Source organism: Maridesulfovibrio sp., from assembly GCF_965230075.1.
GTDB lineage: Bacteria > Desulfobacterota > Desulfovibrionia > Desulfovibrionales > Desulfovibrionaceae > Maridesulfovibrio.
Map to the genome: position 1 here is coordinate 4,488,289 of NZ_OZ245945.1, position 18,595 is coordinate 4,506,883.

The window sequence follows — 18,595 nt, forward strand, 5'->3', positions numbered from 1 at the left end:
GATCCCCTTTTTCTTTACTTTTTCTCTACAATTTCCCGTATCTGATACGTCTTGGTCCCCATGACAGCATCATATGTGTTGGCCAGCGATTCAAGGATGAATCCTGTGGACATGAAGCCCAGTGAACTCAGGTAGAGCAGAATACAGCCCATGAACGGGGGACGGGTTCCCATGTGCACTCCGAAGAAAACTTTTTCGTAGAGCAGCCAGACCATGACCAGCGAAGCAAGCATGAACATGAGCAGGCTGATGCGTCCGAAAAGATAGATGGGGCGCTGCTTGAATGAGGACTGGAACCAGAGCATGACGATGTCGAAAAGAACATCGATAGATCTGGATAAACCGTAGTGGCTTTCCCCGGCAAAGCGCGGAGGAGCGGAAATGGGTACTTCGGAAGTGGAGCCGCCCATAGCGTAGACCAGTGCGGGGATGAGTCTGTGCTGGCCTTCGCGCAGGGTCATGGAGCGGGCCAGCTTGCCCTTGAGTACGGAAAGTCCGCCCATATCTTTTACCTGACAGCCACTGGTTGCGCGCATGAGGTAGTTGGCGATCTTGCTGGGCAGTTTGCGTTTGATCATGGATTCGCCACGGTTGGTGCGGCAGCCGGAAACAAGGTCGTAACCCTTGCGTATCTCTTCGATTAGAGACGGCACTTCCTCTGGCTTGTGTTGCAGATCTCCGTCCATGATAACTACGTAGCATCCTTGGCTTTCCTGTATCCCTGCGTAGATTGCGGTACATTGTCCACGGTTGCGGGCGAGCATAATTCCCCTGAGATTGGGGTCGTCTGCAGCCAGTTCGCGGATGATGGATTCTGTGCTGTCGGTGGAGCCGTCGTTAACCAGCAGGATTTCATAGGTGGTGTTCATTCCCTGCAGGGCGGTTGTAATGCGTTTGTGGAATTCACGCACGCAGCCTTCTTCATTGTGCATGGGAGTGACAATGCTGATTTCAATTTCTCTTTTACATTCTTCAGCTTGCAACATTATTTAATCTCTCCGCTACGGGGATCAATCTGCCCGTAGTTGACCGGGGTGGCCCCCAGTTCTTTAAATATTTCCAGCCATTCCTTATGCAGCAGGGATTCGGATTCTTCCTTCCACTGCGCTTCCACCCGCATGGGACCGAATTCGGACGGCAAGGGGCCGTCTCCTTCCTGCGGGAGGCCGGGATGGCAGACGATTTCAACTATTTCAGGTCGATAAGTCTCGACGTATTTCTTAAAAAGATACGGGTCCAGATTTTCATTCTGGTCACCGATTCCCCAGACACAATCAGCCGTGAGCGGTTTTGTGCCGGGAAAGCTTGCCCCGAGGCAGAGTTGTAAAAATCTAGTGCGCAACATGCCTTTGTCAAGGCGATTCAGGGGCGTGTGCTCGAACGGGCGGCGTATCCACTTGATCCTGTATCTATTGGCAATTTTGCCAGCCAGATTGTAAAGTCCGGGCCAGGCATGGATATGTTTTTCGCTGTCAAAATGGGTCAGGCGGACCTTGTGGTCGAGCAGGTATTCCACCTGTGCGGACCATTCCTTTTCCACTTCGGAAAGTTTGATCCGTCCGCTTATGTAGCGCAGAAGCAGGGATGTGTAGTTGCCGAAAAGCAGTCCGTCATCATCCACAAGACTGGGGATGTGGTCCGGATTGGAAATGGGTTTGCCGCGCAGCAGATTAAGGTGCGCACCAAGTCCCAGCCCTTCATGCTTATCCTGCAAGAGAACGGATTCGGATAAATCCGGTCCGTTGGCAAGGGTGGTGGACGAGGTAACAACCCCGGCCTCGGCAAGCTGGTCCACTGCCCGGCGCACAGCCGGATGCAGTCCGAGATCATCCACATTTATTACAACTAGCATCATACCTCCGGTTTCAGACCCGGCAGTTTAAATGCATGTGGTGTGAAGGTAAAGTGAAAATAGTGCGGCAATGCGCGAGATCAGCCAAAACCGCTGATTTTGGCTTCAGAGCGGACCAGATTGATGGCGATTTCCCCGATGGCAGGGCGATAGGTCCCGGCCCGGATCTGGTCGCGGAGTTTGCTTAGCTTTTCTCGCCGTTCAGAAGAATCTTCCTCATTAAATGAGGTGGCCTGCTTTTCTGGCGTAAGCGTACAGGACAGCATAATGCCGTCTATATCAGTCTTGTCGAAAGTCATCTCCCCTCCCGGAGTGTTTTCCAACTATACTGTGTATGGTTTTTGTGCGTGGTTATTAATCCTATCGTCCGTTTGCCGGGGATATTTAGTGCTTGAAAAATAAAAAGAGCGAATCCATAAGTAGTTGGATTCGCTCTTTATTATATCTTTGTGATGGTCTATGTTCAGCTAACAGTCTAAAACTATTAAAAGTTTTAGAAGAGTCCAGAGGACCATTTTTCAAAAGGGTTCTTTGGTCCGCGAAGGGCCGCCGGAGGCATCTTACAATACATCCATCAAATCCAGATCAAGTCCGGATTCTTCCATGGCCTTCTTGCTCCCGAGGACTACGATATCTCCGTGCTCGGCTACAGATTGGGCTGCTGCTCCGAAATTACGGAAATCCTGCTCGCTGCAATTCAGCACCTGCTCGCGGATATCCTGCCTGAAAGCAGCATCTTCGCCGCTTAGGTGACGAACCATGGAGGTGTAGCCCTTGGCATCGGGCAGCATGTAGTTGTCGATTTCTCCGATTCCGCCGAGAATGGCCTTTTCCAGCTCATCGTTGTTCATTTCAAGATTGTTCAGGTACTCGGCAACACCGTCGTAAGTATCGAGAGTTCGGGTCAGGTTCGGGTCGCGGTAGGAGACGAAGCTTAGGCTGCCGGAAGCTCGGTCAAACATGGAGAATGAACCGTAAGCGCCGCCCTGTACGCGGACTTTATCCCAGAGATACCCAGTGCGCAGGTAACGGCTGATGACATGCGCTGCGCCGGAATATTTATAACCGTGCTCGTAAACATCGGCCCCCTTGGCAACGTAGTTGACCTGCGCGGGAATGCACAGACCTTCAGCTTTGGAAAAGGCTGTGCGGTTGCGGGTAGCAGTGGACTTGCTTCCGGCAGGCAGACTGCCGACCAGATCAGCAATGGAATTTTCAACTGCACCGAAAGTTTTGCCGTCCAAAGTCACGTTGGTCAGCAGGTTGGCCTGATTAAGGATGGCCGCACGGATCGCTTCAAGGTCGGCAACCACGGAATCAAAGTCGTTATCTACACGGTCTGCCAATTCACGCAGGAACTCAAGACCGGAAATACCGTTCATGAGTTCGTTTATGTATCCGGCTTCATTGAAACGGGCTTTCATGCGGGTAGCAGCCATGATGTGGCCGGAAGGAACAAGAGCCTGTTCCTTGCGGGCCTTGGATTCAAGCACCAGCTGGCGGATACGTTCCTTGTTGTCCAGAGAAGCTTCGCGGAGCAGTTCATCCATAATGGAAAGCAGGTCCGAACTGCGTTCGGCTGTGGCCTTACCGCGCAGTACAAAGCGGGTGTAGCTTTCGTCCACGCCATGCTTAGAATTGACGATAGAAGTGGGGGAAATTCCGCCGGTCTTGGCAGCCATGCGTCTGGTCATGGTTACGAAGTCGGTGGATTTAGTTCCGGTCTGAACCAGTGCCCGTCCGAAGAGAGGCAGGTAGGGCAGAAGTCTGTCTTCCAAGCCTGCGAAGTCGAAAGCAAGATCAAGGTAGACTATTCCGTTGGTGTCCAGATCGTGGAAAAGCATTTCACCTTTCTCTTCGCAGACGATTTCCTTTCCTTCTTTGTCGAGGTCGGAAACCTTGAGTCGGGGGATGGTAGCCAATGCTTCAGGTGCGTCGTGGGCTTCCTGTTCCTTCTGGAGCTCTTCAGCCTTGGCGACAACAGCTTTGTACTCAGTGTCGTCCATGTCCGCACGGGCGGTAGCAAGCTTGGCCTTTTCGCGTTCTTCGCGCTTAGGACCGACTTTGCTGTCAGGTTCGAGAAGCACGGAAGTGCGGTAGTTGTTGTCCAGGAAAATTTCCTCAATGAGCGGTTCGAAAATCTTTTCGCTTTTTTCAATGCGGGCTTTGAGATCAGCTAAAGGCTGTTCATAACGCACATACTCAAGGGGATGTTCATCATAAAGCCATGAAGTCATGGCGGTGATCATTACAGAAAGGCCGCGTGGATAGGAACCGGTGTTGTTCTCGCGCAGGGAGAATTCAATGGTATTCAGGGCCGCATCAATGTCCTCACGGGCGATTCCGGTTGCTGCAAGTTCTTTCAGAGTAGAGAAAACCAGTTCTTCAACCTTGGGAGCATCTTCGGCTTCAATACCTTTGAGCCCGGTGGAGAAATAGAGTTGGCGCAGTTCATTTTCCAAACCAACCCCGGCCATATCCTCGCCCAGCCCGGAATCATTGAGAGCTTTGCGGAGAGGGGAGGAGGGTAGTCCGATGAGGACCTGCTCCAGCACACTCAGTTCAAGATCGGACATGGAATCACGCTCACGGCTGATACCGAAGTTGACGGTGAACATGGCCTTCTGGTTACCGTCGTCAGAAGCAGCGTATTTCTTTTCCACTGCCACGGGCTTTTCAAAAGGAACCTGAACACCGATCTCGGATTTGGGGTCGATCTTTTCAAACTGGGAAAAGTACTCGTCAAGCATAGCCAGACGATGCTGTGGATCATCATCCCCGTAGAAAAATGCATAGGCATTGGAGGGGTGGTAGTATTTACCATGGAAATCCATGAACTCGTCAAAGGTCAGTTCGGGGATGACTTCCGGATCACCGCCGGAATCAAGACCGTAGGTGACGTCCGGGAACAGGGAATTCTGGGTGGCTTCGTAAAGCAGGCTGTCCGGGGAGGAGTAGGCTCCCTTCATTTCATTGAATACAACACCCTTGTAGCTTAGAGATCCGTCTTCTTCGGGGACATAGTGCCAGCCTTCCTGCATGAGGGTGTTGGGGGTCAGGTTGGGGAAAAATACCGCATCAAGATAAACGCCCACAAGGTTGCGGAAATCCTGTTCATTGGGGCTTGCTACCGGGTAAACGGTTTTATCCGGGTAGGTCATGGCGTTGAGGAAGGTCTGCAGGGAGCACTTCAAAAGTTCTACAAAAGGTTCTTTGACCGGATATTTTTTTGAACCGCAAAGCACGGAATGTTCGAGGATATGCGGCAGCCCGGTGCTGTTCTCCGGGGGAGTACGGAAGCTGATGCCGAAGGTCTTGTTTTCATCATTATTAATAACGGACAGAACCCGTCCGCCGGTTTTCTCATGTTCATAGATAACGGCCTCGCCGTTTAGTTCGCTAAGATATTCTCGTGATATTTCTTTGAAGCCATGTGAGTTGGTCATTTATATCTCCATATTTTTGATGATGACCGGAAATTACCTAAAATAATTTTTCTTGGCAATGAACTAAACATTAAAACAAGCTTGTCTAGACCCCATGAAATCAGGCTTTTGAATGCTTAACAGTAAAGACTATGATTACTGTTGACACATGAAAAAGATTTTCATACTCTGCTTTCAACGGATGAGAAAAAAATGTTATTGAAATATTGATTTTGAATTTAAAACACACAGGAGATAGAAAAATGAGTTGCACCGAAGTTTACGAAGAAGTTCTCTCTACAGCATCAATCGGCGAAACCGTTCCTGACTTTGTCATGGAAGCATATGATCCAGAGGATTGCGGTTTTACTGAAGTAAATTTTGAAGAAGTCCGCAAAGCGGGTAAGTGGCTGGTACTGTTTTTTTACCCTGCTGACTTCACCTTTGTTTGCCCGACCGAGCTTGCTGACCTCGCAGATAAGCATGCAGAACTGGAAAAACTGGGCTGCGAAGTGGTTTCCGTTTCTACCGACACCAAGTTCACCCACTTGGCATGGAAGAATGACGAAAGACTGCTTCAGAATGTGAAGTACAAAATGGCAGCAGACCCCACCGGTGAAGTTTCCGACTTCTTCGGTGTATATGACCACAACACCGGTCTGGCCCTGCGCGGAACATTCGTAATCAATCCTGACGGCATGCTGGTTTCATCTGAAATCAACTTCTACAACGTCGGCCGCAACGCTGAAGAGCTGCTGCGCAAGATTGAAGCAAATGTATATCTCAAGGATCACCCGGAAGAAGCATGCCCCGCAAAGTGGACTCCCGGTGAAAAGACCCTGACTCCCAGTGAGAAACTGGTCGGTAAGGTCTACGAAGAGCTCAACGGAGAATAGAACAGGGACTTTCCTAGTTGTCCCCCTTCTATGAATAAGCAAAGTTAACCAATTACAGTCTACCCACGGTTAACATGATATAAACACTACACCTCCTCTCCTCAAAACTACGACAGCAGGTCCGGAATCCCCCATGTTCCGGACCTGCTTATTTTTATGTGCCGGTACTGTTTTCATAATTCCCTGAGATCGATGCTACTTGTTTTTTGCTTTACCGCACTTCACTTGAAGTTTATCCTGAAAGTCTGGGTGGAATTATTCTACAAAATTTGAGGTAAGTATGGTTTGGGACGGGATTGACGTAGAAAAATTTGAGACATGGTTCAAAACCCCTGCAGGGCAGTTTGCACTTGAGCAGGAGGTAAGGCTTATGGATCATCTTATTTCCGGCTGGCCCCGTCGCAAAAGGAAGCTCTTGGAAGTGGGATGCGGTACCGGTCTTTTTCTTGATCATTTGTACCGTTGCGGTTTTGATGTCAGTGGGGTGGATCATTCTCCAGTGATGCTCGAAGCTGCCCACAAGCGGCTGGGCAACCGTGCTTCCCTTTATCTCTGCAATGGGGAACATCTTCCTTTCACAGACAATGAGTTTGATTTCACCGTGCTCTGGACCGTGCTGGAATTTTGTTCCGAACCCGAAGAAATGCTGCGTGAAGCCGCACGGGTTTCCGCCGGGGGAGTGCTCATCGGCTTTTTGAACCGCCACTCAATTTATTTTTTCACCCATGGCAGGATGTGGCCTTGGGCCTCGCCATCAACCCTGCGTCAGGCTCATTGGTTCTCGCCTTCGGAAATGCGCAGGGCGGTTAAGAAAACCAGTGGTTACAGCCCGGTCATGACCCGTTCTGTTCTGCCCGGTCCCATGTGGAGTTGGAAGAACAGGACCCCGCTTAAGCAGCTGAATGGGATTATCTACCCCCCGTACTTTGGTGCCTTCACCGGATGCCGGGTTGATTTCCGTAACCGTAGGCCCATGAATCCGCTGCATGCATGGAAGCACATGCCTTCTGCTGTGACTTCCACCAAAAGAAAAACCCTGAAACCGGAATGCTTCCGGGATTCAAAGTAAATTTGCTAAGGAGATTTTCAGATGAAAAAAATGGTTCCGCTGCTGATTGTTTGTATTCTTTTTGTTGCTTCCGGTTGCGCCAATAAAGCCCAGTCAGGTGCCGGTATCGGTGCTCTGGCCGGGGCGACCATCGGTGCCTTGACCTTTAAAAACAAGGCTTCCGGTGCGGCAATCGGTGCCGGTATCGGTGCGCTCATGGGGTACGTGGTCGGTAATGAGTGGGATAAAAAAGACGAAGCGCAGGTCTCAAAGACCTTGGAGAACAACCATTCCGGCCAGACTTCCAGCTGGACTAACCCGGATACCGGAAAATCATACAGCGCCACTCCTTCCCCGGCTTACGTAAATCAGGGCAAGGTCTGTCGTGATGTGACTATTACCGAGGATGGTGGTGAGAAAATCATGGCTAAAGCCTGCCGCGGTGATGACGGCGTCTGGCGTTTGAAGCAGTAGTTAATCTTTTGTTTAAAAAGAGAGGCCGCTCCCTTGTTAAGGGGGCGGCCTTTTTTATTTGGTGCGGTAATTTTTTAAGAAACCATGGCTTGAATCAGTTCATCAAGTTCTTTAGTCATTTCAGCAATTTCATCAACTGAATGTGCTGCTTGGCGCATTGAGCTGCTGGTTTCTTGTGAAATGCGGTCAACTTCTTCACTGGCTCTGGTGATCTGTTCGGCAGTGGAAGACTGTTCTTCGGAAGCTGACGCAATAGATTGTACCCGTTCAGAAGAGTCGTCGGAATAGGTCACAATTTCCTTAAGTACTTCCCCGGCCTTATCTGCAAGTTCAGTACTTGTATCGACGGATTTTACCGCAGCTTCAGTGGAGGAGATGTTTTTACGACTTGAGGTTTGAATAGCGGTAATGGCGTTGTTTACTTCTGTGGTTGCGGTCATTGTCTTTTCCGCAAGCTTGCGTACTTCGTCTGCTACTACGGCAAACCCGCGTCCGGCTTCCCCTGCACGGGCAGCCTCAATGGCGGCGTTGAGTGCCAAGAGGTTGGTCTGGTCGGCAATATCACTGATCACTTCAATGATGCTGCTGATTCCTTCTGCCTGATTGCCCATCTCTATTGTGTCTTTTCGTAAGCCTTCGGCTTGCTTTTGAATATCTCCAATAGCAACCATAACCTTGCCTACTACTGTTGCTCCGTCTTCGGCTTTTGTTTTGGCAAGGTTGGTGTTTTCAGCTGCTTCTGCGGCATTACGGGCAACTTCCACAACTGTGGCATTCATCTGTTCCATGGCAGTAGCTGTCTCGGCTGTCCGTTCACTTTGAATTGCTGCCCCCCGGCTGGCTTCATCAACCTGTTGGTTCAGTATTTCTGATGAAGATGCCAATCTTTCAGAAATAGTTGAAGCCTGCTCGGCAAGTGCTGCTACTTTTTGTTGCATACCGATAACTTCAGTCTGATCTACAATAATTTCAAAGACCCCGGTCAGACTTCCTTGACTATCGGTTATGGGGATCCCTGTATAAGACACAGTGGTATCGGGGTTTGTTCCTGCTTGGAGATTAAGGTTTTCAGCATTCAGAATATTTTCATAGTGTCCGCTATGAGGGTTTTTGTTTAGTTGCTCAATGCACTTCCTTCTGCTTTCAGTGGTAGGAATGAGTCCGGCTGATTGGGCGGCCTTGTTGCTGAACAAAACGTTCTGGCCTTTGCTTATGCAGATGATGGGGTTGGCTATATCGTCAAGATAATCCACAAGTGAGTCTGCAAGGGTGTTGGCATTATTCATTATTCCGGCAAAGAAACCGGAGAGGGTGCTGCTGTCGGCCCTGAAGCGCAGATCGCCAAGTTTAATTTTTTCCACTGTCTCTTCAAGCTCTGTTGAAATTGAAGTCAGGCTATCATTAATTTCCAGCATGGCAAGGCTGACGCCTCTTGCTTTTGACAGTTCGATTTCATTGGCGGCATCAAGGTCGCCGGAAGCTATTCTGGTAGCAATTCGTTGTATTGTTTGGGGTTCTCCACCAAGCTGGGACATGATGGAGCGCCCAATCAGGATAGTTATCGCAATTGATACAAATATGGCAGCAAAGATGATCGCGATCATTGTGTTTTGCCCTGCAGCGTATTCTGATTCAGCCTGATGGTAGACCTCTTCAGCAACTACAAGCTGAACATCGATAAGCTTTGCAATGACTTCGGTTACCGGATCGATGACCGGATAAAGCTCCTGCTGTATATAGCTGGTAAGCCGTTGCCCGTCATTTGATTGTAAAATAGAGCGCAACTTGGCTATGGATTTATCAGCCCGCTCTAATTTGGGTCTAAGCTCTGTGACCAATTTTTCTTCAGCCGGAACAAGCTCTGTCCCAAGATAGGCATCCAATTCTTTTTTGATATGTGTCTGGGCGGTGTCGAGATTATTAATTCCCTGGTCCCAGGTCAGGGCGGTGCTGCGAACTTTGTGGGAAGTGTCTACGATGTTGACTGCGTATTCGTCGGAAATGATTTTAAGCTGTTTCAGCGGAATAACCCGGTCAAGGTAGACAGTTTTTAATCCGTCGTTGGAATTCGCCGTTAGTTTTAATCCTAAGACAGCAGAGAATACCATCATCAGCACTAAGACAGCTGCAAGCAGCCCTATCCTAATACTGATGCGCATGTTGTTGAGAATATTCATGATACCCCTCCATGAATTTGTGATCTATTAATAGTCACTACAGATATTACCATAGATATGGTTCAGGGAGGAGGTTATTGTTAAAAAACTGGCAGTGCTGAATTTGTAACAATTATTTAAAGGGCGGGATATGCGAGAAAAAAGTGAGTACTGATTATAATAGGTAGAATAGGTTGCACTCAGGTTAAATGGCAGCTAAAGGAAGTGCTTGCTCCTATGCGTTGGAAAAAAGACCGCTACCTGGGGAAGTGGAAGAATGGAAGCGGTCTTTTTTTCAGCGGAATCCCGCCAACTACTTAACGATCAGCAATTGGACGTCGCAGACGTTAGTGTTGGTGGGGCCTGTTTTAAACAAGGCTCCTACCGTTTGAAGGAAGTGGTAGGAGTCGTTGTTTTTTAAATATTCAGCAATGGAAATGCCCATTTCGCGGGATTTTTCCAGCACTGCGGTGTCGGCAAAGCCGCCGGCTGCGTCAGTGGGGCCGTCGTTGCCGTCAGTTGATGCAGCGAGAAAGTGGATGGATTCGCCATTTAGCTCATCCTGTCCCAGCCGCATGAGAAATTGCAGGGCCATTTCCTGATTACGGCCGCCCTTGCCGTTGCCCTTCAGAGTCACCACTGTTTCACCGCCTACAATTATACAGGCCGGTTTCTTTTCCAGCAGTTCCCATTCGCGTTCATCCTGAGCCACTGCCCAGAGCATATCCGCTGCATCTGCTGCTTCTCCCTGTAAGCGGGAGGTCAGCATGCGTACGTTATAGCCCAGTTCTTCGGCCTTATCTTTTGCCCCGAGCAGGGCAATGCGATTGGTACCGATGAGGATGTTCTCGGCCCGGATTTCACTGAACTCATCTTTTTTCAAAGTTTCCAGCAGCTTTCCTGTGTTGCCCAGTTCTAAGGCGCGGACCACGTTGGCCGGGATCTTGTCACGCAGTTCGTAATTATCAATGATGGACATGGCATCACAATAAGTAGAGCGATCGTAACTGGTTAGCCCGGAGGCGATGGTGTCGAGATTGTCGCCTACAACATCTGAAAGAATAAAGTTGAGGCTTCTTGCCGGCCGCAGGCAGCGCAGAAGCCGTCCGCCCTTGAGGGATGAAAGATGTTTGCGGATACAGTTGATCTCGCTGATGTCAGCACCGCAGGCCAGCAGGGTCTTGGTGGTGTTCTGTTTGTCCTCAAGGGTTACTTCGATTATCTCTCCGTCCACTTCAGCATGCATGGGGCTGGAGAGAAGGGCGGAACCGCCACCGGAAACAAGGTTGATAACCAGAGTTTTGTCGGTGGTAGAACAGGCCAGTTCTTCAATTTCACGGGCTGCGCGGACGCTGTTGTTGTCCGGTACCGGGTGAGCTGCTTCAATGGTCCGGATATATTTGAGTTCTTCGGTATGTCCGTATTTTACGGAGATAAGACCAGACTCAATTCGGGTTCCTAAAATTTCTTCAATGGCGAGGGCCATTTTCGCGGTGGCCTTGCCCGCACCGATAACTACGATGCGTTCGAATTCCTGAAGATCAACAACCACATCACCTTCGTCCATGGCGACGGTCAGGATTTCTCCCTCAAGGGTAACCCTGTTGGTGATGATTTTATATGGATCAACGCGGTCCAGTGCTTCGGCAAAAATCTGCCGGAGATGTTCCTGTTCGCTGGTCATCATAATGTGGTCCTCAGTTCGTTTTTGCAAAGAAGGCAATGCGTGTCTCCGCCTATATACAACCTTGCCGCATGCAGGGTTGCAACACCTTCCGGCAGAGAATGCCCGCTAGCCGCGCATTGCCTATTTATTCAAACCGGCATCGCCCAGAGCTTTCAGGGCTTCTCTTAAATGCGAAGTCATGAGCTGTGCGGCCAGTTCGCCATCTCTGTTTTTGATCGCGGCAAGAATTTCTTCATGCTCTTTCAGGCTTTTGTTGGGCTGTCCCGGAATCTTAAGGGGTGCCTTCCAGCCTTCGATCATTGATTTGTAAAGAGCATCCATAATGGATGAAAGAACCTTGTTGCCCGTGGCCTTGCCGATGAGGCGGTGAAATTCCGCATCGACCATGATCGCCCGGGGCAGGTCCTCTTCTTCTACGGTTTTCTTGAATTCTTCGTGGGTCTTTAAAAGTTCCTCAAAGTCTTCATCGGAAATCCGTTCAGAAGCCATGCGGGCCGTGCTGGGTTCCAGCAGGGAGCGCACTTCGAAAAAATGGCGCAGAGCTTCGTAATTGTCAGTCAGCCAGGTGGAAAGGGGGCTGAAAATATCCCCTTCGTAACTTTTTACAAAAGCGCCGATTCCGGGCTGCGTTTCAATGAATCCCTTAATTTCAAGTATTCGCAGTGCTTCACGGATAGACCCGCGTCCCACTTGTAATTCCTTCATGAGCTGGCGTTCGGAAGGGAGCGGTTCGCCTTCAACAAAAGTCTTGTTCTGAATCAGCTCTTCCAGTTGCTTGGCCGCTGTTTCCGAAACCCTGACTTTTTTGATGGGTTTAAACATTTTCGCGCACATATAATAATTCTGACCCCTTACATCGTTGAGGCCGGGATTCCTTTTTGGGTTGGTCTGACATCTTACTGTCTACTGGTCCTACCAGTATAACTGAGAGAGAAAATAGTCAAGCAAAGCCTAAGTTCAGGGGTATGAAATAGGGAAAATATATTTAGGGTGTTCCTTTAGATAGTTCAATGTGTTAGTTTAATAAGAATGTAGGGGTAAGTATTTACAGTGTGGTGTGTCGTTTAGGTAATATAAGGAGAGAGTGTTATGAGCTGGAAAGATTTAAGACTGGCCTATAAATTTACAATAGGCTTCGGGTCTGTGTTGTTGCTGTTGGTCCTGCTAGGAGGTTGGTCCATATCCGGAATCGGAACAATTGTCGGGGATGCCGAAGAAGTTATCGCGGGTAATAAACTTCGCGGTGATTTTGTGCAGAAGATTGTGGACCATCTTAACTGGGCTAATGAAGTTAACAAGTTGTTAACTGATAAAAATGTCAATACAATTGATGTACAGACTGATCCGCATAAATGCGGTTTCGGTAAATGGTATTACAGCGAAGATCGCAAGAAAGCGGAAGAACTTGTGCCGGCAATTAAGCCTTTGCTGGCTAAAATCGAATCTCATCACAACAAGTTGCATAAATCAGCTATTGAGATTGAAGAAAAGTATGAAGCGGTAGATCCCGGGCTGGGAAGCTTTCTGCGGGAAAAGAAGCTGGACCATCTGTCGTGGATGATTTCAGCCTTGAAGCAGCTTATGGATCCGCAGTCTCAGAAGATTATTGTTCAGGCTGATCCCCGGCGTTGTGGGCTTGGCAAATGGTTATATTCTGCGGATGTAAAGGAGATGTCTAATAGTGATCCTGAGTTCGGCTCGCTCGTAGCGAAAATATATGAACCGCACACCAAGTTACATGAAACAGTTAATGAGCTGAATGCTTACCTTGCCCGGGGGGACAGGGCCGGGGCACAAAAATATTTTTCCGAGCATGTAGAAAAATATGCTGAAGAGACTCTGGCGAGAATTGATGCCCTGCTTGACTGGCATGGACGTAAGCTCCAGCATCTTGACGAAGCCACGAATATTTATGCCACTGTGACCGTGCCTGCTCTTAAGTCTGTGCAGGGTATCCTTACTGAAGTCCGGCAGACTGTGGCCGATAACATCATGACTGATCAGGAGATGCTTGATGCTGCCGCAGCCACAAGACAGGTCATTATCAGTGTAAGCATTGTTGCTGTGATTCTCGGCATACTCATGGCTTGGATTATCGCTAAGGGCATTCTCGGTCCTTTGAATAAGGGTCTTGATTTCGTAGCAGAGGTCAGTGAAGGGGATCTTTCCGCAGATGTGGATCTGGATCGTAATGATGAACTTGGCCATCTTGCAAACGGCATGCGCAATATGGTTGGCAGATTGCGCAATGTTGTAGGTGATGTAAACAGCGCTTCCGAAAATGTTGCCAGTGGCAGTGAGGAGCTTTCCGCTTCAGCTGAAAGTCTCTCGCAGGGAGCTACCGAGCAGGCTGCATCCATTGAGGAAGTTTCATCTTCCATGGAAGAGATGGCTGCCAATATTAAACAGAATGCTGAAAATGCTGTTCAGACCGAAGGCGTGGCTGAGAAGTCTCAGCAGCAGGCTTCCCAGAGTGCTGATGCTGTGGGTGAGGCTGTACTGGCTATGAAGAGCATCGCCGAGAAGATTATGATTATTGAAGAGATCGCCCGCCAGACCAATTTACTGGCACTCAACGCAGCCATCGAGGCCGCAAGGGCAGGGGAGCATGGTAAGGGCTTCGCAGTTGTAGCCGCAGAAGTTCGCAAGCTTGCTGAACGAAGTGGTATTGCTGCCGCCGAGATCAGCGAACTTTCCTCTTCTTCTGTTGTTGTCGCGGAAAAGGCGGGGGGTATGCTTCAGGAATTAGTACCCAGTATCAGCAAAACAGCCGAATTAGTTCAGGAAATTGCTGCAGCCAGCAATGAGCAGAACACCGGGGTAAGCCAGATTAATAAGGCTATCCAGCAGCTGGATACTGTCATTCAGCAGAATGCTTCGGCTTCAGAAGAAATGGCCTCAACCTCCGAAGAGCTTTCCCGTCAGGGGCAGCTGTTACAGCAGGCTATGTCTTTCTTTAAGTTGAGCAGTGGGCCTGCTCCTATGCTTCCTGCGGGTAGTTCCTCTCCTGAGGATGATGGTTTTGACAGGTTTTAGGTCTAATCAGTAATTAAATGAAAAGGCGCATCCTTTTGGGTGCGCCTTTTTTTATTTCTTGGTGGCCTTGATTACGATGTCCTTACCGCAAAGAACCGGAGTGGAGAGCAGGACGTTGCGGACAAAGGTATTTATCCTGCGTTGTTCCGGGGTGTTCTTTTCGTATCCTTCGCGGTTTTTCTTGTAGAAGAGAATGAAAAATGTTGTGGCCAGCCAGATGAGCGGCTTGAAAATGAGCCATGCCTTATCGCTGTTTCTGATTTCAGAAGTGGTGACTTCGTCGATTTTATATCCGGTTTTACGCAGGAAGTAGTCCATCTCTGGATAGCCGATCAGGTTGATGTGCTCTTCACCCATGATTAGTTCCGGGTTGATGGGGGAGGGCATGCCCCGGTAAAATCCGGTCAGGAAATGGTAAAATCTGGAGCGCAGGCAAAGGCGGTTGGGGAAGGTCAGGATAAGGGTGCCGCCCGGGGTAAGGTGTTTGTGGAACATTCTTAATGTATGGGGCACGCTTTCGATGTGTTCAATTACTTCCCTGCAGATGATGGCGTCAAAAGGGGAGTTGTCTATTTCATAGTCCGCCGCATTCAGGTCCACCTTAATTTCATGAAGTCCTTCAGCGCCTTCCTGTACAAAGTTGGTGATTGTGAGATCGTGACCCTCAGCTTTAAGTTCCAGTGCCAGAATTCCTTCGCCGGCACTTGTCTCGAGGATTTTGGAAGGTTTCTTGGAGGGGAGCATTTTTTTGATGATATCGTCTTTGGCAATATCCCTGATGTGCTTAAGAATTTTTTTGCCTGCGATTTCGATTGTTATGCGATTGCTTTTTTTGCCCATCAGATGCTCCTTGCTGTGTTTGCATGAAAGGGTATTGTTTATGGTATGCGAAGAAACGCTTAGTATTTATAGAACCGCATCTTGATAGATATTAAGGAGAAGGGTGTCAATAAGGAGTTATAAACGAAAAAAGGCATTTCATCTGAAGATGAAATGCCTTTTTCTTTTAAAATGGTGGGTCGTGCTGGGCTCGAACCAGCGACTCTCTGCTTAAAAGGCAGATACTCTACCAACTGAGTTAACGACCCATATATTTTAAAGCGCGTCTATCAAGATTATTGTAAAGCCTGAGCCTTGTCAAGCTTTTTCTTACGGGTTTGATTGACCGCCATTTTGAAAGATCATTTCCGCTGTTGCGGAGGTTGTTCGGATGGTGGGTCGTGCTGGGCTCGAACCAGCGACTCTCTGCTTAAAAGGCAGATACTCTACCAACTGAGTTAACGACCCTCTCCGTGCGAACGAAGAAGCTTTTATCCAGACAGCTCTTCCCTGTCAACAAAAAAAATGAAAAAGTTTATTTTTTTTTAAATATGTGTTAGAATCTTTGCTCTTCAATATACTGCGCCGTTTTTAAGTATAGCATAAATATTGATTTATAGTACTGAAATAATTGAGTAAAATCTAAAAAAGTTGACAAATATGTTTTGTTTTCATATATTGTCTAAGCTGAATGGAGTGCCGACACCCATTTGGCAATAAATTATGGAGGAAACCTATAAATGACTCGTAAAGACCGTACCGAAGGCATCTATAGCCGTCGTGAAGTTCTTGATGAAGGCGAAAGACGCCAATATTGCGCCCTGCAGCTCAAGGAACTTTTGACCTATGCCTACCGTTATTCTGAAGACGTCAAAAAACGTTTCGACAGAGCACAGTTTCAGGTTGATAAGTTCAAAGAACTTTCCGATCTTAAACATATACCTATCTTAAAGAAGAAAGAACTTATCTTTCTCCAGTCCATGGGACCCCGTCTCGGCGGACTGCTGACCAAAGACCTCGGCGAACTGCGCCGCATCTTTCTTTCTCCCGGTCCTATCTTCGATCCCGAAGACCGTTCCGAAGATTACTGGGGATGGACTGAAGGTTTCTATGCTGCCGGTTTCCGTTCCGGCGACGTAGCACAGGTTACTTTCAACTACCATCTGGCTCCCGCCGGACTCATGTTTGAAGAACCCCTGCGCAACTTGAACTGCGCAGTTGTTCCCGCAGGTCCCGGTTCCACCAACAGCCAGCTTGAAATCATGCAGAAGCTGCGTGTTACCGGTTATGTCGGTACCCCCAGCTACCTCATGCACCTGGCTCAGAAGGCTGAAGAAGCCGGTCTGAACCTGCGTAAGGATCTGTACCTTGAAGTCGCATTTGTCACCGGGGAAAAATTCTCCGAAAAAATGCGTTCCGATCTGGAGAAGAAATTCGACCTGATCATGCGTCAGGGTTACGGAACTGCAGACGTAGGTTGTATCGGTTACGAGTGCTACCACAAGAATGGTCTGCACATCACCAACCGCGCCTTTGTTGAAATCTGCCATCCTGATACCGGTATCCCGCTCAAGGACGGTGAAGTAGGTGAAATCGTAATCACCGCTTTCAACAAGACCTACCCCCTGATCAGACTCGCCACCGGCGACTTGAGCTACATCGACCGTACTCCTTGTCCTTGCGGACGTTCCACACCGCGCCTCGGCAACATCGTAGGCCGCGTGGATACCACTGCACGAATCAAGGGTATGTTCGTTTACCCCCATCAGGTGGAGCAGGTCATGGCTCACTTCGAAGAAGTCAAACGTTGGCAGATCGAAGTTACCAACCCCGGCGGCATTGATGAAATGATCCTCAACATCGAGGTCTCCAACTTTAAGCGTGAAGATGAGCTGCTGCACATGTTCCGCGAAAAGATCAAGCTGCGCCCCATCCTCAAGGTTCTGACTCCCGGCTCTCTGCCCCCGCAGATCAGGCCTATTGAAGATAAGCGTAACTGGGATTAACCTGGGTATGGCTTTTAATACCATCAACAAGTGCGCAAGGGCCGTTCTGGTCCTTTGCGCACTTTTTTTTGTGCTTGGCGGTTGCGTGAAGAAAAACGTTCCACCTGAAATGGCTGTTTCTTTTCTGCCCTGCTCCGGGGATTACATTGATCCGGTGGGCGATCCCCTGCCGTTTGATAAGCTCATGGCCGAGGCTTCAAAAGCTGATTATGTGCTTATCGGGGAAGGGCACACTTCCATATGTGATCATAAGGCTCAGTTCGAGATTCTTGAGGGTTTGACCCGAGGACACGGAAGGGTCGCCATCGGCCTTGAAATGGTTACCGCCCAGAAGCAGGATATCCTTAATCGTTTCAATCTCGGTCAGATTTCGGTCCCGGAACTGCCCAAGGAACTTGACTGGCAGAACGGCTGGCGTTTTGATTTCAACATGTTCAAACCTATTTTTGAACTGGCGGAAAAGCGCAGGTTGACTGTTGCCGGATTGAATTTTCCCTTTCGTCTTGTCAAAGAAGTTCGCGAAAAAGGACTTGATGGCATTTCCCCGGAAGACCGGGCCATGCTGCCGGAAAAAGTTATCCCTCCCGCGCCCGAACAGGAGGAGGGGCTTAAAGAAGTCCTTGCCATGCATCAGGGCCGCGATGCCACAGACCCCAAGCAGATTGAGAAATTTTTTCTGGTCCAGTCCCTCTGGGATACGGGCATGGCTGAAAAGGCCGTTGAGCTGCGCAAAAGCTCCGGTCATCCGGTGGTCATTCTTGCCGGGGGCGGACATGTTGAGCACGGTTGGGGCATACCCCGCAGGCTGAAAGTACTTGACCCGCAGGCTAAAGTTATGACCATCATGCCTTGGCGTGGTGATGAATTTTATCCCACTGCAGCGGATTCATTCTTTTATTGTCCGCCGTCTTATGAAAGTCGCATGGGCATGACCATTGAAATGCGTCAGGGCAGGGCGGTGATCACCGCTGTTAAGCGGGACCGCAAGGGTTACAAAAATGGATTGCGCCCCGGCGATATTATTGCCAAGGCGCAGGGAATTCCCGTAACCAGCCTGACAGCCATGCATATGGCCGGGTCCAAAGCCCACAAGGAAGACAAGCCGTTGATTTTTACAATCGACCGTCGTGGTGAGCTTTTTGACCTTGATATGGGCAGACTGACCCGCATGAAGAAAGATAAATAAGATATTTCAG

Annotated in this window: 13 protein-coding genes, 2 tRNA genes and 2 pseudogenes; 7 read left to right on the forward strand and 10 right to left on the reverse strand. The window is 49.1% G+C overall.

Annotated elements, in window-relative coordinates; translation table 11 throughout:
* Nucleotides 1-14 precede the first annotated feature (14 nt).
* The 4 genes from ACO05Z_RS20245 to ACO05Z_RS20260 form a co-directional block, all read right to left on the reverse strand.
* Nucleotides 15-986 carry a glycosyltransferase gene (locus ACO05Z_RS20245; protein ID WP_421904001.1) on the reverse strand — a complete coding sequence of 324 codons (972 nt, stop codon included), beginning with the start codon at nt 984-986 and terminating at the stop codon, nt 15-17.
* A complete protein-coding gene (locus tag ACO05Z_RS20250) occupies nt 986-1,852 on the reverse strand; it encodes a ChbG/HpnK family deacetylase (RefSeq protein ID WP_421904002.1) in 867 nt (288 codons plus the stop codon). The genes ACO05Z_RS20245 and ACO05Z_RS20250 overlap by 1 nt, the downstream gene beginning before the upstream one ends.
* 80 nt (nt 1,853-1,932) lie before the next feature.
* Nucleotides 1,933-2,151 (reverse strand): hypothetical protein, encoded by a 219-nt coding sequence (locus ACO05Z_RS20255; RefSeq protein WP_421904003.1) that lies wholly within the window; start codon nt 2,149-2,151, stop codon nt 1,933-1,935.
* Between the two features lie 261 nt (nt 2,152-2,412).
* Entirely contained in the window at nt 2,413-5,298 is a 2,886-nt protein-coding gene (locus tag ACO05Z_RS20260) for an insulinase family protein (RefSeq protein WP_421904004.1), read from the reverse strand.
* Between the two features lie 242 nt (nt 5,299-5,540).
* Between ACO05Z_RS20260 and ACO05Z_RS20265 the strand changes: the two genes are divergently transcribed.
* The 3 genes from ACO05Z_RS20265 (at nt 5,541) to ACO05Z_RS20275 (ending at nt 7,695) form a co-directional block, all read left to right on the forward strand.
* Complete coding sequence (locus tag ACO05Z_RS20265) at nt 5,541-6,173, forward strand: peroxiredoxin (protein ID WP_421904006.1); 633 nt, start codon at nt 5,541-5,543, stop codon at nt 6,171-6,173.
* Nucleotides 6,174-6,453: 280 nt separating this feature from the next.
* On the forward strand, nt 6,454-7,242 hold the full coding sequence (locus ACO05Z_RS20270) for a class I SAM-dependent methyltransferase (protein WP_421904007.1): 789 nt from the start codon (nt 6,454-6,456) through the stop codon (nt 7,240-7,242).
* Nucleotides 7,243-7,263: 21 nt separating this feature from the next.
* Entirely contained in the window at nt 7,264-7,695 is a 432-nt protein-coding gene (locus ACO05Z_RS20275; protein WP_421904008.1) for an RT0821/Lpp0805 family surface protein, read from the forward strand.
* Between the two features lie 74 nt (nt 7,696-7,769).
* Here the strand turns inward: ACO05Z_RS20275 and ACO05Z_RS20280 are convergent, their stop codons facing one another.
* The 3 genes from ACO05Z_RS20280 to ACO05Z_RS20290 all read right to left on the reverse strand — a co-directional run bounded on the left by ACO05Z_RS20280 (nt 7,770) and on the right by ACO05Z_RS20290 (nt 12,360).
* Nucleotides 7,770-9,872: a HAMP domain-containing methyl-accepting chemotaxis protein gene (locus ACO05Z_RS20280; RefSeq protein WP_421904009.1), complete on the reverse strand. Its 2,103-nt coding sequence runs from the start codon at nt 9,870-9,872 to the stop codon at nt 7,770-7,772.
* A 292-nt stretch (nt 9,873-10,164) separates the two neighbouring features.
* Nucleotides 10,165-11,538: a glycerate kinase type-2 family protein gene (locus tag ACO05Z_RS20285; RefSeq protein ID WP_421904010.1), complete on the reverse strand. Its 1,374-nt coding sequence runs from the start codon at nt 11,536-11,538 to the stop codon at nt 10,165-10,167.
* Between the two features lie 120 nt (nt 11,539-11,658).
* Nucleotides 11,659-12,360 (reverse strand): FadR/GntR family transcriptional regulator, encoded by a 702-nt coding sequence (locus ACO05Z_RS20290; RefSeq protein ID WP_421904011.1) that lies wholly within the window; start codon nt 12,358-12,360, stop codon nt 11,659-11,661.
* Nucleotides 12,361-12,627: 267 nt separating this feature from the next.
* Here ACO05Z_RS20290 and ACO05Z_RS20295 point away from each other — a divergent pair.
* Nucleotides 12,628-13,281, forward strand: a pseudogene (locus ACO05Z_RS20295) (CZB domain-containing protein); the annotation flags it as partial.
* A 357-nt stretch (nt 13,282-13,638) separates the two neighbouring features.
* Nucleotides 13,639-14,502: pseudogene (locus tag ACO05Z_RS20300) on the forward strand (methyl-accepting chemotaxis protein); the annotation flags it as partial.
* Between the two features lie 123 nt (nt 14,503-14,625).
* On the opposite strand, the gene ACO05Z_RS20305 reads toward ACO05Z_RS20300, so the two are convergent.
* From ACO05Z_RS20305 to ACO05Z_RS20315, 3 genes are all read right to left on the reverse strand, one after another.
* Entirely contained in the window at nt 14,626-15,414 is a 789-nt protein-coding gene (locus tag ACO05Z_RS20305) for a methyltransferase domain-containing protein (RefSeq protein WP_421904013.1), read from the reverse strand.
* 172 nt (nt 15,415-15,586) lie between these two features.
* Nucleotides 15,587-15,662 (reverse strand) — tRNA-Lys (locus ACO05Z_RS20310).
* Between the two features lie 123 nt (nt 15,663-15,785).
* Nucleotides 15,786-15,861 (reverse strand) — tRNA-Lys (locus tag ACO05Z_RS20315).
* Nucleotides 15,862-16,133: 272 nt separating this feature from the next.
* Between ACO05Z_RS20315 and ACO05Z_RS20320 the strand changes: the two genes are divergently transcribed.
* Both ACO05Z_RS20320 and ACO05Z_RS20325 read left to right on the forward strand, forming a co-directional pair.
* The gene (locus ACO05Z_RS20320; RefSeq protein WP_421904014.1) at nt 16,134-17,399 is read left to right on the forward strand and encodes a phenylacetate--CoA ligase family protein; all 1,266 of its coding nucleotides are present in this window, start codon (nt 16,134-16,136) and stop codon (nt 17,397-17,399) included.
* Nucleotides 17,400-17,406: 7 nt separating this feature from the next.
* A complete protein-coding gene (locus ACO05Z_RS20325) occupies nt 17,407-18,585 on the forward strand; it encodes a ChaN family lipoprotein (RefSeq protein WP_421904015.1) in 1,179 nt (392 codons plus the stop codon).
* Nucleotides 18,586-18,595: the final 10 nt, after the last annotated feature.